This window comes from Streptomyces sp. NBC_00440 (assembly GCF_036014215.1).
Lineage (GTDB): Bacteria > Actinomycetota > Actinomycetes > Streptomycetales > Streptomycetaceae > Streptomyces.
In genome coordinates this window covers 2,776,821-2,789,779 of record NZ_CP107921.1, presented here as the reverse complement: position 1 = coordinate 2,789,779, position 12,959 = coordinate 2,776,821, and the positions used below count along the sequence as shown (strand labels likewise).

10 protein-coding genes and 1 tRNA gene are annotated in these 12,959 nt (G+C 69.0%); 6 read left to right on the top strand and 5 right to left on the bottom strand.

Annotation, left to right across the window (positions count from 1 at the left end):
- The first annotated feature begins 559 nt into the window (after positions 1-559).
- The 5 genes from OHB13_RS12415 (at position 560) to OHB13_RS12395 (ending at position 6,901) form a co-directional block, all read left to right on the top strand.
- Complete coding sequence (locus OHB13_RS12415) at positions 560-1,885, top strand: ABC transporter substrate-binding protein (RefSeq protein ID WP_266856779.1); 1,326 nt, start codon at positions 560-562, stop codon at positions 1,883-1,885.
- Between the two features lie 188 nt (positions 1,886-2,073).
- Positions 2,074-3,066 (top strand): carbohydrate ABC transporter permease, encoded by a 993-nt coding sequence (locus OHB13_RS12410; RefSeq protein WP_266856781.1) that lies wholly within the window; start codon positions 2,074-2,076, stop codon positions 3,064-3,066.
- A gap of 15 nt (positions 3,067-3,081) precedes the next feature.
- Complete coding sequence (locus tag OHB13_RS12405) at positions 3,082-3,996, top strand: carbohydrate ABC transporter permease (protein ID WP_328377127.1); 915 nt, start codon at positions 3,082-3,084, stop codon at positions 3,994-3,996.
- A gap of 128 nt (positions 3,997-4,124) precedes the next feature.
- Positions 4,125-5,582, top strand: a complete 1,458-nt coding sequence (locus OHB13_RS12400) for a GH1 family beta-glucosidase (protein ID WP_328377126.1) — start codon at positions 4,125-4,127, stop codon at positions 5,580-5,582.
- Between the two features lie 269 nt (positions 5,583-5,851).
- Positions 5,852-6,901 (top strand): LacI family DNA-binding transcriptional regulator, encoded by a 1,050-nt coding sequence (locus OHB13_RS12395; RefSeq protein WP_328377125.1) that lies wholly within the window; start codon positions 5,852-5,854, stop codon positions 6,899-6,901.
- Between the two features lie 181 nt (positions 6,902-7,082).
- Here the strand turns inward: OHB13_RS12395 and OHB13_RS12390 are convergent.
- The 3 genes from OHB13_RS12390 to OHB13_RS12380 form a co-directional block, all read right to left on the bottom strand.
- Positions 7,083-7,155: transfer RNA gene (locus OHB13_RS12390), tRNA-His, on the bottom strand.
- Between the two features lie 113 nt (positions 7,156-7,268).
- Positions 7,269-7,871, bottom strand: coding sequence for an oligoribonuclease (gene orn / locus OHB13_RS12385; protein ID WP_266856788.1), 603 nt, complete (start codon positions 7,869-7,871; stop codon positions 7,269-7,271).
- A gap of 95 nt (positions 7,872-7,966) precedes the next feature.
- A complete protein-coding gene (locus OHB13_RS12380; RefSeq protein ID WP_266856789.1) occupies positions 7,967-9,181 on the bottom strand; it encodes a GlxA family transcriptional regulator in 1,215 nt (404 codons plus the stop codon).
- 854 nt (positions 9,182-10,035) lie between these two features.
- Between OHB13_RS12380 and OHB13_RS12375 the strand changes: the two genes are divergently transcribed.
- Positions 10,036-10,557, top strand: a complete 522-nt coding sequence (locus tag OHB13_RS12375) for a universal stress protein (protein WP_266856791.1) — start codon at positions 10,036-10,038, stop codon at positions 10,555-10,557.
- Between the two features lie 132 nt (positions 10,558-10,689).
- Here the strand turns inward: OHB13_RS12375 and glmS are convergent, their stop codons facing one another.
- Together glmS and OHB13_RS12365 are read right to left on the bottom strand one after the other, a co-directional pair.
- Positions 10,690-12,507 (bottom strand): glutamine--fructose-6-phosphate transaminase (isomerizing), encoded by a 1,818-nt coding sequence (gene glmS / locus OHB13_RS12370; RefSeq protein WP_328377124.1) that lies wholly within the window; start codon positions 12,505-12,507, stop codon positions 10,690-10,692.
- 15 nt (positions 12,508-12,522) lie between these two features.
- Positions 12,523-12,801, bottom strand: a complete 279-nt coding sequence (locus OHB13_RS12365; RefSeq protein WP_266856795.1) for a hypothetical protein — start codon at positions 12,799-12,801, stop codon at positions 12,523-12,525.
- Positions 12,802-12,959 lie beyond the last annotated feature (158 nt).

The following is a 12,959-nucleotide window of genomic DNA, read 5'->3' as shown; positions in this document are numbered from 1 at the left end:
CCCCCACCCGGCCGGGGCGTTTGCTGTGTCCGGATACGGAGAACGGCCCGCTGCCCGCCCCGCCTCCGTAACTCAGCGCATCTCGGGCGGAGTTCGGTAAAAAAACGCGCAGCCCGTCCAGAAACGGGTTCCCCTGCCAAGCCTCGTTCACTTTCTGTGTACGCCCGCGATCCCGGTTCCGGCACGGCCCCTGTCGGCCCGCGGCCGGGTTCTCTGCGTTCATCACCCCTCCGGCCTGCGGTGATTGAACCCGTCTCGACGGTGGGCCGAAGCTCTCCGGGCCGTGGCAAGAGCCGTGCGGGACACGTTCGCGTGACGTGCGGGACACGCTCGGGCAACGGAACCGTCTTCAACTCTTGACACCCGCCCCTCCGAGGCAGCAACCTTCCGGCATCAGCGCGCATGGGAGCGCTCCCATCTCGCTCCCGCACCGCACAGGTTTTCTCCGTACGGACAGAACGGCCCGTGTCTCCCCCCTCGCACTTCCCGGCACCCGTACTCACCAGCGCGTATGCCGCGCAGTAAGAACGCCAGTCCCCCTGGACCAAGGAGTAGTGGAATGCGCATCACCCGCACCGCCGGCGGTCGCCGCCGCAGAGCCGCGGTCATCGCCACCACGGGCCTGACGGCCACCGCCCTGTTGCTGGCCGGCTGTAGCAGCGACTCGTCGGACTCGGGCAAGTCCGACGCCAACGGGCCGATCACACTGACCGTTTCGGACTACGGGCAATTCGGCTACAAGGAGGCAGGGCTCTTCGCGCAGTATCACAAGCTGCACCCGAACATCACGGTCAAGGAAGACACCACCGCCGATGAGAAGGTCTACTACCCCAAGCTGCTCCAGGAGCTGAACTCCGGCAGTGGCCTCTCCGATGTTCAGGGCATCGAGGTCGGCCGGATCAAGGAAGTGGTCGACACCAAGGCGAACAATTTCGCCGACCTCAGCAAGGTGATCAACGTCGACGACTGGGTGTCCTGGAAGGAGAAGCAGGCCACCACGTCGGGCGGACAGGTGATCGGCGCGGGTACCGACATCGGCCCGATGTCGCTCTGCTACAACACCGACCTCTTCAAGAAGGCCGGCCTGCCGACCGACCGGGACAAGGTCGCCCAGAAGGTCGCCGGCGGATGGAGCGACTACCTCGCGCTGGGTGAGGAGTACAAGAAGCACGCGCCTGCGGGCACCTACTTCATGGACTCGGCGAGTGCCATGTTCAACGCGGTGGTGAGCTCCAACACGCAGCAGTACTACGACTCCAGCGGCCAGCCGGTCTACAAGACCAGCTCCAGCGTCAAGGACGGCTGGAAGCTGGCGTCCCAGGCGGCCTCCGAGGGACTCTCGCACGGTCTCGCGCAGTTCGACCCGCCCACCTGGCCGCCGGCGCTGCGCAAGAACAGCGTCGCCACCGTCGTCTGTCCCGCATGGATGGCCGGTCAGATCTCGACCAACGCGGGCCCGGCCAACAAGGACCACTGGGACATCACCACAGCCCCCGGCTCGTCCTCGGCCAACTGGGGCGGCTCGTTCCTGGGCGTTCCCAAGAACGGTAAGCACGTGGCCGAGGCCAGCGCACTGGTCAAGTGGCTGACCTCGCCGGCGCAGCAGGCCGCCGTCTTCAAGGCAATCGGCGCCTTCCCGTCCAACAAGAAGGCGTACACCCTTCCCGAAGTGAAGAACGCCAAGCTTCCCTACTTCAACAACGCTCCGGTCGGCAAGATCTACGCACAGGAGGCCAGCACCATCCCGGCTGCCGTGCTCGGCCCGAAGGACGCCGACATCAAGGACGCGTTCTCCACGCAGATCACCAACATGGAGCAGCGTCACACCAGTTCCGCGAAGGCCTGGAACGACGCGATCAACAACATCGACAAGACGGTCGGCTGATCAGCACCGGTGCGGGCGGCCACCGGGCCGCCGGCGCCGGGTACCGACGCGGGCGGCGCCCTGCCGATCAGGCCGGACGCCGCCCGGACGGTACGCACATGGACCAGCGCTCCGACACCGCCACACCGGGCCGGACGGGTCCGCTCATCGCGCCGGGTCGGCGCATCCCAGGGAAAGGACTCCCGCCTGTGGCAACCTCGACCCCCACCCGGGATACTTACGCCCCGCCTCCCCGCGGTTCCACGCAGACGTCGGCCCGCCGGCAGAAGTGGCGGAGCCGGCTGTGGCGGTTCGACGACAAAGCATCCCCGTACGCCTACATCGCCCCCTTCTTCCTGGTCTTCGGCGCCTTCGGTCTCTATCCGCTGATCTACACCGGCTGGATCGCCATGCACCGGGTGGAGATGACCGGCCTCGACCAGATGCAGTGGGTCGGCTGGGACAACTTCTCCAAGATCCTCCAGGACTCCGAGTTCTGGACGGCGGTCAGCAACACCTTCCTGATCGGAGTGATGTCGACGGTCCCGCAGCTGCTGGTGGCGCTGGGCCTCGCGCATCTGCTGAACTACAAGCTGCGGGCCAGTACCTTCTGGCGGACGATCATCCTCACCCCGTACGCCACATCGGTGGCCTCCGCAGCCCTGGTCTTCGCCCTGGTCTTCCGGGCCGACGGCGGCCTGCTGAACTGGGTGCTGCACTTCATCGGCCTCGGCCACACCAACTGGGTCAACGGGCACTGGACCTCCAAGATCGCGATCTCGGTGATCGTGATCTGGCGCTGGACCGGGTACAACACCCTGATCTACCTGGCCGCGATGCAGGCGGTGCCCACCGATCTGTACGAGGCCGCATCGATCGACGGTGCTTCGCGCTGGCAGCAGTTCCGCAAGGTGACCATCCCCTCGCTGCGGCCCACGATCCTCTTCACGATCGTCATCTCCACCATCGGCTCCATGCAGCTGTTCGGTGAGCCGCTGCTGCTGGAAGGCGGCAGGCTCGGAGCGATCGGCGGCAACGAGAACCAGTACGAGACGCTCAGCATTTATCTCTACAACTACGGCTGGAATCTGGGGCATCTCGGACCGGCCGCCGCGGTGGCCTGGGCGATGCTCGTCCTGCTGCTGCTCATCGCCGCGATCAACTGGCTCATCAGCCGCTTCGTACGCACATCCGCGGCCTGACCGGGAGCGATATCCATGACCATGACCAGCCCCGCCCACGCGCCCGGTCGCACCACCCCGCCGGCCGCCGCCCCTTCCGCGCCCCGCCGCCGTTTCAGGCCCGGCGCGGGCCAGCAGCTGAAGGGCGGCCCCTTCTCCTACGCCGCGCTGATCGTCGTCGGCATCGGCTCGATCCTGCCGCTGTACTGGACCCTGGTGGCGGCCTCCCACACCCAGGACGAAGTACTCAACACCACACCGCCGTTCCTGCCCGGCGGGCGGCTCCTCCACAACCTCGACTCGGCCTGGAACCAGGCCCACCTGGGCAAGGCGATCGTCAACTCCGTCATCGTCTCCGGCTGCATCACCGCGGCGACGCTCTTCTTCTGCACACTGGCCGGGTACGCCTTCGCCAAGATGCGGTTCCGGGGCCGCGGCGGGCTGATGACCGCGGTCATCGCCACCCTGACCATCCCCCCGCAGCTCAGCGTCGTGCCGCTCTTCATGATGATGTCCAAGATCGGCTGGGGCGGGAACCTGGAGTCGGTGATCTTCCCGACCCTGGTGAGCGCGTTCGGTGTCTTCTTCATGCGGCAGTACCTGCTGGAGGCGCTGCCGTACGAACTCATCGAGGCGGCCAAGCTCGACGGCGCCAACAACCTCCGCATCGTGCGCAGCGTGGTCCTCCCGGCGGCCCGCCCCGCGATGATGGTGCTGGGGATGCTCACCTTCGTCCAGGCGTGGAACGACTTCTTCTGGCCCTACCTCGCCCTGAACCAGCAGAACCCCACCCTGCAGGTGGCGCTCGGCCAGCTGAGCGCCTCGTACACGCCCGACCAGAGCATCGTGATGGCGGGCGCGCTGATCAGCACGCTGCCCCTGCTCGTGGTGTTCGTGATCTTCGGCAAGAAGATCGTCGGAGGCATCATGTCCGGCGCCGTCAAGGGGTGACGCCCGCGTCCCCCGCCCACCCCGGTGCGTCCCGTACGGCCCGTGCCCGACCGCAGGCCGTACGGGACACCTGAACCCCTTCTCCTCCCCAACTGCCCCTCTCCGCCCACCCCTGGGAGCGCTCCCGCATGACCGCCGTACGATCCGAGACCACCACCCGTGAGCAGGCACCCGAGACGACGGACTTCCCCGTGGGCTTCGTCTGGGGCGCGGCCACCGCCGCCTACCAGGTGGAGGGTGCCGCCGCCACCGACGGCCGCACCGCGTCCATCTGGGACACCTTCAGCCACACCCCGGGCAAGATCCGCAACGGTGACACCGGCGACATCGCCGCCGACCACTACCACCGCTACCGCGACGACGTGGCGCTGATGAAGGAGCTGGGCCTCAAGGCGTACCGCTTCTCCGTCTCCTGGTCGCGGGTGCAGCCCACCGGCCGTGGCCCGGCCGTGGAACGCGGCCTCGACTTCTACCGCAGACTCGCCGACGAACTGCTCGAAGCGGGCATCACGCCGGTCGCCACGCTCTACCACTGGGACCTGCCACAGGAGTTGGAGGACGCGGGCGGCTGGCCCCACCGGGCGACCGCCGACCGCTTCACCGACTACGCGGCGATCATGGCCGGCGCCCTCGGCGACCGCGTCGGCATGTGGACCACGCTCAACGAGCCGTGGTGCTCCGCCTTCCTCGGATACGGCTCAGGGGTGCACGCCCCGGGCCGCACCGAACCGGCCGCGACCCTGCGGGCGGCCCACCATCTCAACCTCGCCCATGGCCGGGCGACCGAGGTGCTGCGCGGTCAACTCCCCGCCACCGCACAGATCTCGGTCACCCTCAATCTCCACCAGGTCCGCCCGCTGACCGGCAGCGCGGCCGACGCGGACGCCGCGCGCCGGATCGACGCGGTCGGCAACCGGATCTTCACCGGCCCGATCCTGGACGGCGGCTACCCCGAGGACCTGCTCGCCGACACCGCGCACCTGGTGGACTGGCAGGCGCTGGTACGGGACGGCGACCAGGCCACCATCGAGGCCCCCATCGACGTGCTGGGCGTCAACTACTACACGCCGACGCTGGTTTCGGCACCGGCGACCGGCACCGGGGACACCCGCGACGACGGCCACGGCAGCAGCGACCACTCGCCCTGGACCGGCTCCGAGCACGTCGCCTTCCACCTCGCCGAAGGCAAGAAGCGCACCGCGATGAACTGGGCGATCGACCCCGATGGGCTGTACAGCCTGCTGACGGACGTCAGCCGGGACCACCCGGGACTGCCGCTGATGGTCACCGAGAACGGTGCGGCCTTCGACGACTACGTATCGCCCGAGGGCCGGGTCGCCGACCCCGAGCGGATCGACTATCTGCGCGGCCATCTCGACGCCGTACGGCGGGCGGTGGCCGACGGCGTCGATGTGCGCGGCTACTTCCTCTGGTCCCTGATGGACAACTTCGAGTGGGGTTACGGGTACTCCAAGCGGTTCGGCGCGGTCTACGTCGACTACGCGTCCCAGCGCCGGATCCCGAAGGCGAGCGCCCACTGGTACGCCGACGTGATCCGCCGCCACGCGCTGCCGCCGGTGGACTGACCCCCGCAGCCCCGGCCCGTCGGACGGCCGGGGCCCGGCCCCTGGGCCCGGTCCGGTCCTCCGTTATGCCCTCCCGTATATCCGTATGCCCTCATGTCCTCCTGCCTTCCGTTTTCCGGCGGTCGTGCCCGCCCCGTAGAGTGGGAGCGCTCCCATCAGTGGCGCTCGCGTACGGGACGGGCCCACCCCCGAGCGTGTCGAGGAGCCGGTGACCGGACTTGGTCCGGTTATCCGACATGTGAGAAATTGACCGCGAACGGGAGGCAGCCATGGCGGCAGCGCGAGTACGGAGCGGCGGGCGGCCCACGCTCGAAGAGGTCGCGGCACGGGCCGGGGTCGGACGCGGCACCGCCTCCCGGGTCATCAATGGCTCTCCCCGGGTCAGCAGCCGCACCCGCGAAGCCGTCGAAGCCGCGGTCGCCGAGCTGGGGTACGTGCCCAACCGGGCGGCCCGCGCGCTTGCCGGGAACCGTACGGACGCCATCGCCCTTGTCGTCCCGGAGCCGGAGACCCGCTTCTTCGCCGAGCCGTACTTCTCGGACATCGTCCGGGGCGTCGGCGCCGCTCTCGCCGACACCGAGATGCAACTGCTGCTCACGCTGGTCGGCAGCGACCGTGAACGCGACCGGCTCGCCCAGTATCTGGCGGCGCACCGGGTGGACGGGGTACTGCTCGTCTCCGTACACGCCGACGACCCGCTGCCCGACCTGCTCCAGCAGCTCGACATCCCGGCCGTGGTGAGCGGTCGGCGCTCCGGCCACGAGACGCTTCCCTCGGTCGACTCGGACAACTACCAGGGTGCGCGCGGCGCCGTCGGACACCTGGTCGCGCGGGGGCGGCGCAGGATCGCGACGATCACCGGGCCGTTCGACATATACGCCGCGCAGTGCCGCCTCGACGGCTACCGCAAGGCCGTCGCCGCGGCGGGCACCGACGGCGACGAAGCGCTCGTCGCGCAGGGCGACTTCTCCGAGGAGAGCGGCCGCCGGGCGATGGAGCTGCTGCTCGACCGCCGCCCCGACCTGGACGCGGTCTTCGCCGCGTCCGACGTGATGGCGGCCGGCGCCCGCCAGGTGCTGCGTGAGCGCGGTCTGCGGGTGCCCGACGACGTGGCCCTGGTCGGCTTCGACGACTCGGTGATCGCCCGTCATATGGACCCGCCGCTGACGAGCGTGCGACAGCCGATCGAGGAGATGGGCCGCGCCATGGCCCGGCTGCTGCTCTCGGAGATCGAGGTGCACCGGTCGCCGGGGACGGCCGCCGCGGAGCAGACCCAACTGGTGCTCCCGACGGACCTGGTGCCACGGCTCAGCTCGTAGCGGGGTTTACCTTCACCTCGCGGTCGCAGTCGCGGTCACCGCACAGCCCCCGTGCTCAGAATGCTCAGAATGAAGATCCCGCCGTGTCCGGCCACGGTCCGGCCTGCCACGGTTCAGCCGGATTCAGGAACGAAAGGAGCCCCTGATCAGCGTTTCCGCAGATCAGGGGCTTCCTGGAGAGGGTGAGTAACGGGACTCGAACCCGCGACATCCTGGACCACAACCAGGTGCTCTACCGTCTGAGCTATACCCACCACGACCTTGTCGTTTCCGACCGGCCGAGAAAAAGTGTACAGGGTCCGGGAGGGTGCTCGCTCCCGCCTTTCGGGCGGGTCTCCGGCAGTCCTCCCGGATCGCCCCCAGCGGTCTAATCCGCAGGCAGGACGTACTTGGCCGCGATCTTCTTCGCGGTGTCCGAGTCCGGACCGGGCTGCGGTACGAAGACGGCCTCCCGGTAGTAGCGCAGCTCCGCGATCGACTCACGGATGTCCGCCAGCGCCCGGTGGTTGCCGTTCTTCTCCGGGCTGTTGAAGTAGGCGCGCGGATACCAGCGGCGGGACAGCTCCTTGATCGACGAGACGTCCACGATCCGGTAGTGGAGGTAGCCCTCAAGGTCCTTCATGTCGCGCAGCAGGAAGCCCCGGTCGGTGCCGACCGAATTCCCGCAGAGCGGTGCCTTGCCCGGCTCCTTCACGTGCTCGCGTACGTACGCCAGCACCTGTTCCTCGGCGTCGGCCAGCGTGGTGCCGCCGTCCAGTTCGTCGAGCAGGCCGGATGAGGTGTGCATCTTCCGCACCACGTCGGGCATGGTCTCCAGTGCCTCGGCGGGCGGGCGGATCACGATGTCCACGCCTTCGCCGAGCACGTTCAGCTCCGAGTCGGTGACCAGTGCGGCCACCTCAATGAGTGCGTCGTCCGTCAACGAGAGCCCGGTCATCTCGCAGTCGATCCACACCATGCGATCGTTCATACGCCCTACCTTAGACCGGTCGGCGGGACCGGTCGGCGCTCGCGCCTGACGGAGCCGGGGGGCCGGGCCCTGAGACCCGGCCCCCGCAGGCATTCCTACGTCGCGCTCCGCTGCCCGGGGACCGTCGGGCGGCCCGGGGCGTACGTGTCCGAGCCCGGCTTTCCCGGTTCGGACAGGGCGGGGGAGCCCTGCGGCGGTGCCGGGGGCTGGGTGCCGCCCGGTGCCGGGGTGCGGCGGGACTGCGGGACGCCGTCCGCCGCCGGGGCGGCCGGTACGGGCTCGGCCCCCTGCGGCCTGCGGGCCCGGTACGCCGTCCGGTACGCGGCAGGCGACGAGCCCAGCTGGCGCCGGAAGTGGCCGCGCAGCGCGACCGGCGAACGGAAGCCGCAGCGGCCCGCGACCTCGTCCACCGAGTAGTCCGATGTCTCCAGGAGGCGCTGCGCCTGGAGCACCCGCTGCGTGATCAGCCACTGGAGCGGCGCGCTGCCGGTCAGTGAGCGGAACCGGCGGTCGAACGTCCGGCGGCTCATGTACGCGCGGGCCGCCAGGGTCTCCACGTCGAACTGCTCATGGAGGTGCTCCAGCGCCCAGGCGACGACCTCCGCGAGGGGATCGGAGCCGATTTCCTCCGGTAAAGACCTGTCGAGGTAGCGCTCCTGGCCGCCGCTTCTGCGCGGGGGGACCACCAGCCGCCTGGCCAGCGCTCCCGCCGCGTCCGCGCCGTGGTCCGTCCGCACGATGTGCAGGCACAGATCGATTCCCGCGGCGGTCCCGGCCGACGTCAGGACATCGCCGTCGTCGACGAAGAGCTCACGCGGGTCCACATGGACCGACGGATAGCGCTTCGCGAGCGTCGGCGCGTACATCCAGTGTGTGGTCGCGGGCCTGCCGTCCAGCAGTCCTGCGGCGGCCAGCACGAAGGCGCCGGTGCACAGCCCGACGATGCGTGCGCCCTCCTCATGGGCCCGGCGCAGCGCGTCCAGCGCCTCGGGCGGCGGCGGCGAGGTGATCGACCGCCACGCCGGGACGACGACGGTGCCGGCCCTGCTGATGGCCTCCAGGCCGTACGGCGCCGTGAGTTCCAGCCCGCCCGTGGTGCGCAGCGGGCCTTCCTCGCCTGCGCTCACCAGCAGCCGGTAGCGGGGCACTCCGGCGTCCTGCCGGTCGATGCCGAAGACGGAGAGCGGAATCGAGCTCTCGAATATGGGCCCGCCGCTGAAGAGCAGTACCGAGACGATCTCCTTGCGGCGGCGCCCGGAGAGCTTTCTTGCGGTCTCCGCCACGGTGGTGGAGTCCTGGCCCTGACTCATGGTGCTAAGCCCCCCTCGGTGCTCACGGCTCCCTGATCCTGTCGGGACTGTCGCTCCTGCAAACTGCTTTTAATCGTCACAGCCCCTCGGTCCAGCACGAGATCCCCCCGCCCTCTTACCCAAGATCGAATCTACTGTGTCCCGTGCTGCCGGCGTGACAAGTTCGACTGACGGCGTTATGTCGACATGGCAACTTGGCGCGAAGCATTCGATCAGGAAGCGTTTCACTCAGGAAGCCCCCAGGGAAGTGGGCAGCCCACGCATGGCCCGTCCCAGTAGGGTGCGTGAGCCGCTGTTGGTCCTTTCTTCCCTGGTGGCACGGGGGTTGACGTATCGTTCCGCCAAGGTCGGGGTAGGTCACATAAGTTGGCTGAAAACGATCGGGCGCGCGGGTGGGATTCAGTCAGTGGACCGGCGTGCGCTTCTCAGACTGCCACCGCATCCTGTGCGCTCCCGGTACGCCGGGCCCGCGCGGCGGGCGAACGGCGGACGGGCGGCGGCCGTACGCCCCCCCCGCCTGCGTGACGGGTGGCGGGCGGGTGACGGGCCGGTGTCCGGGAGGTGTGCCGACCGCGCGGAGGAGTTGCGGACGGAATGCGTCCGGCGGTCGGTTCCCGATGCAGGGGCCCGGGCGGGAAGCTGTAGATACCACCAGGCATTGCCATTTACCGGCCTGCTCGGGCATGCTCCGTGGAACGCCGGACTGGATCGGCGGGCAGTGGGCAGGAGAGGAGTGTCGCCGTACTCTGGAGGGTATGGGCTTGGGAAGATGATTCCCGGACACAGCTCCGCCGGACACGCTCCACCGTCAACTGCCGTTCCCTCCCAAGAGGAACTTCTTCGCCGAGACACCGATGGCCGGTTACGAATTTTCCGAACCCGCGGACCGCAGGCAGATCGCCGATCCATCGGCCGAACTCCATGCGGCGGATCAACCACGTCACGCATGTGATCCCGCTTTCAGACACGGGGTGGTCGTCGGCTTCGACGGCTCGACCTCCAGTGAGCGGGCGCTCGCCTATGCCATCGGCATGGCCGTACGACTGGGCTCAGGCCTGATCATCGTCCATGTCGCCAACCGGCTGCCGACCACGGTCTGGGCGGGCTGCGAGCCCCCTGTCTTCGTGGACGTGCCGGACCACAGGACCGAAGTGCTCGGCCTCGAACTGGCCTGCGCTGACTATCTCGCCGACGTGCCCTGGATCCTCGTGGAGCGCGGCGGCGACATCTGCTACGAGCTGGAGGAGGTCGGACGGGAGTACTCGGCGAACGCGATCGTCGTCGGCTCGACGCACGGCATCGTCGGGCGGATCTTCGGCTCGGTGGCCGGGCGCCTCGCACGGCGCGCCCAGCGGCCCGTCATCGTCATCCCGTAACCCGGCCCGTCATCCCGTAACCCTCGCCCGGCTGCCCGCCCGGTCATCGGGGCCACATCGGCGCCGAGCAACACCGGCTGCCCCCGGGGCGCTTGCCACCGGGAGCAGCCGGGACGGCCGTGGTGCGGGCGGCTACTCGACCGTGACGGACTTCGCCAGGTTGCGCGGCTTGTCGATGTCCCGGCCCAGGGACAACGCCGTGTGGTAGGCGAGCAGTTGCAGCGGGATGCCCATCAGGATCGGGTCCAGCTCGTCCTCGTTCTTGGGTACCACGATCGTGTGGTCGGCCTTCGGCTGCTCCTGGTGCGCGACCGCGAGGATGCGCCCGTCGCGCGCCTTGATCTCCTCCAGCGCCGCCCGGTTCTTCTCCAGCAGATCGTCGTCGGGCACGATCGCGACCGTCGGCATCGCGGGCTCGATCAGCGCGAGCGGCCCGTGCTTCAGTTCCGACGCCGGATACGCCTCGGCGTGGATGTACGAGACCTCCTTGAGCTTCAGGGAGGCCTCCCGTGCCACCGGATAGCCGCGCACCCGCCCGATGAACATCATCGACCTGGCGTCCGCGTACTCGACGGCCAGCTTCTCGATCTCGGCCTCCCGGTCCAGGATCTCGGCGATCTGGCCGGGCAGCTTCCGCAGCCCCGCGATGATCCGCTTGCCGTCGGAGACCGACAGGTCGCGGATCCGGCCCAGATGGAGCGCGAGCAGCGCGAACGAGACCACCGTGTTGGTGAAGCACTTGGTCGAGACGACGCAGACCTCCGGGCCCGCGTGCACATAGACCCCGCCGTCGGTCTCGCGCGCGATGGCCGAGCCGACGACGTTCACCACGCCCAGCACCCGCGCGCCCTTGCGCTTGAGTTCCTGCACGGCTGCCAGCACGTCGTACGTCTCACCGGACTGCGACACGGCGACATACAGGGTGTCGGGGTCCACCACCGGATTGCGGTAGCGGAACTCCGACGCGGGCTCGGCGTCCGCGGGGATGCGGGCCAGCTCCTCGATCAGCTGGGCACCCATCTGGCCCGCGTGGTACGAGGTGCCGCAGCCCAGGATCTTCACCCGGCGCACGCCCCGCGCGTCCCGGGCGTCCAGGTTCAGGCCGCCCAGGTGCACGGTGGAGAAGCGGTCGTCGATCCGGCCGCGCAGCACCCGGTCCACCGCCTCGGCCTGCTCGGAGATCTCCTTGTGCATATACGTGTCGTGGCCGCCCATGTCGTACGACTCGGCCTCCCACTCCACGGTGGTCGGCGTCGACGAGGTGGTGGAGCCCTCGGTCGTGTACGTACGGAAGTCGTCGGCCTTGAGGGTGGCCATCTCGCCGTCGTCCAGCGTGACGACCTGGCGGGTGTGCGAGACGAGGGCCGCCACGTCGGACGCGACGAACATCTCCTTCTCGCCGATGCCCAGGACGACGGGCGAACCGTTGCGGGCGACGACGATGCGGTCCGGGAAGTCCGCGTGCATGACGGCGACACCGTACGTGCCCTCGATCAGCCGCAGGGCCTCGCGGACCTTCTCCTCCAGCGTCGCGGCCGGCGAGCGGGCGATGAGGTGGGTGAGGACCTCGGTGTCGGTCTCGGAGAGGAACTCCACACCGTCGGCGTTGAGCCGGGTGCGCAGGTCGGACGCGTTGTCGATGATGCCGTTGTGGACGACGGCGACCTTGTTCCCCGCGTCCAGGTGCGGGTGGGCGTTCAGGTCGCTGGGGGCGCCGTGGGTGGCCCAGCGGGTGTGGGCGATACCGGTGGTGCCCGCGAACCGCTTGGGTACCCGGGCCTCCAGCTCGCGGACGCGGCCCTTCGCCTTGACCATCTTCAGCGCGGCGGACTTGGGCGAGGAGATGACGATGCCCGAGGAGTCGTACCCCCGGTACTCCAGCCGCTGCAGCCCTTCCAGCAGCAGCGGGGCCACGTCACGCCTGCCGATGTACCCGACGATTCCGCACATATCGCTCCTTGGTTCCTAGCCGTAGATCATGCGGCGCAGCTGCCGCAGGGAGAGCTCGGGCGGTGCCACTGCACGATGAGGCAGCTCGTCCGAGATCTGTTGAAAAATATCCGGGTTTGTCTGTCCGCGGGCCTGTAGCTCGCGGTGGCGCCTGCGGACGAACTCCTCCGTCGTCTCGTCGAAGTAGGCCAGCACATCGAGGACCACCCGGGCTGCTTCGCCGCGCTGGAGGGCAGAGCTGCGCACCAGGTGGTCGATGAGGTCGTCGTACGACGGGCGGGATGATGCGGCCATCCGTTGATATTGGAGTGATGCGAGGTCGTACGCAATATTTCTGCCCGTTTTCGGGCAGATGGGGGCGACTGGGCTGCTTCGGATTCCGTCGTTCCGGTCGCGAGGGAGATCCGGAGTGGTCTATACCCTTGACCCTTCCGGGGGGCCCGCGATACCCA

Bases quoted from the DNA above. Each gene is read 5' to 3' on its own strand.
- OHB13_RS12415 (WP_266856779.1), top strand. From the start codon at position 560: ATGCGCATCACCCGCACCGCCGGCGGTCGCCGCCGCAGAGCCGCGGTC.
- OHB13_RS12405 (WP_328377127.1), top strand. From the start codon at position 3,082: ATGACCATGACCAGCCCCGCCCACGCGCCCGGTCGCACCACCCCGCCG.
- OHB13_RS12400 (WP_328377126.1), top strand. From the start codon at position 4,125: ATGACCGCCGTACGATCCGAGACCACCACCCGTGAGCAGGCACCCGAG.
- OHB13_RS12395 (WP_328377125.1), top strand. From the start codon at position 5,852: ATGGCGGCAGCGCGAGTACGGAGCGGCGGGCGGCCCACGCTCGAAGAG.
- orn (WP_266856788.1), bottom strand. From the start codon at position 7,871: ATGAACGATCGCATGGTGTGGATCGACTGCGAGATGACCGGGCTCTCG.
- OHB13_RS12380 (WP_266856789.1), bottom strand. From the start codon at position 9,181: ATGAGTCAGGGCCAGGACTCCACCACCGTGGCGGAGACCGCAAGAAAG.
- OHB13_RS12375 (WP_266856791.1), top strand. From the start codon at position 10,036: ATGGCCGGTTACGAATTTTCCGAACCCGCGGACCGCAGGCAGATCGCC.
- glmS (WP_328377124.1), bottom strand. From the start codon at position 12,507: ATGTGCGGAATCGTCGGGTACATCGGCAGGCGTGACGTGGCCCCGCTG.
- OHB13_RS12365 (WP_266856795.1), bottom strand. From the start codon at position 12,801: ATGGCCGCATCATCCCGCCCGTCGTACGACGACCTCATCGACCACCTG.